Source organism: Treponema sp. R8-4-B8, assembly GCF_054786175.1.
Map to the genome: position 1 here is coordinate 1 of NZ_BDHE01000341.1, position 471 is coordinate 471.

General features: G+C 43.5%; 1 protein-coding gene. It reads right to left on the reverse strand.

Translation table 11 applies throughout. The features are described from left to right. Positions 1 to 28: 28 nt before the first annotated feature. On the reverse strand, positions 29 to 427 hold the full coding sequence (locus ACYVRA_RS08670; protein ID WP_461252317.1) for an ABC transporter permease: 399 nt from the start codon (positions 425 to 427) through the stop codon (positions 29 to 31). Between the last annotated feature and the right edge of the window lie 44 nt (positions 428 to 471).

Sequence of the window (471 nt, forward strand, 5' to 3'; positions counted from 1 at the left end):
TTTCTATCAAAAATTTCAGCATAGCGATTCAACCCAATCTCGTCTTGAATTTTTTCAAACTGACTATTATCAGAAAAAACGTCATTGCGGCAAGGATAATAAATTCTTTCGCCGCGTATTGAACGGCTACCCCTTGAATCATTAATTTTTTGACAGGCGCGATATACCAACGGGCCGGAACTATGGAGGATAGCCACTGCAGTATCGTCGGCATACTGTCTATGGGGAATATCATTCCCGACATCACCATAATGGGCATCATCAGCGCCATACCTGATATCAGCATTGCCGCAAGCTGGGTGTCAACGAGCGTTGAAATCAAAAGCCCCAGCGATAGAGCAAGGAAGATAAATAGCAACGACAGCAGTATCAGCCAAAACAAGTTTCCGGCGATAGGAACGCCCAAAACAAATACCGCCAATAGCAAGATTGTGATTAAATCTGTCTCTTATACACATCTACGATGGGTAG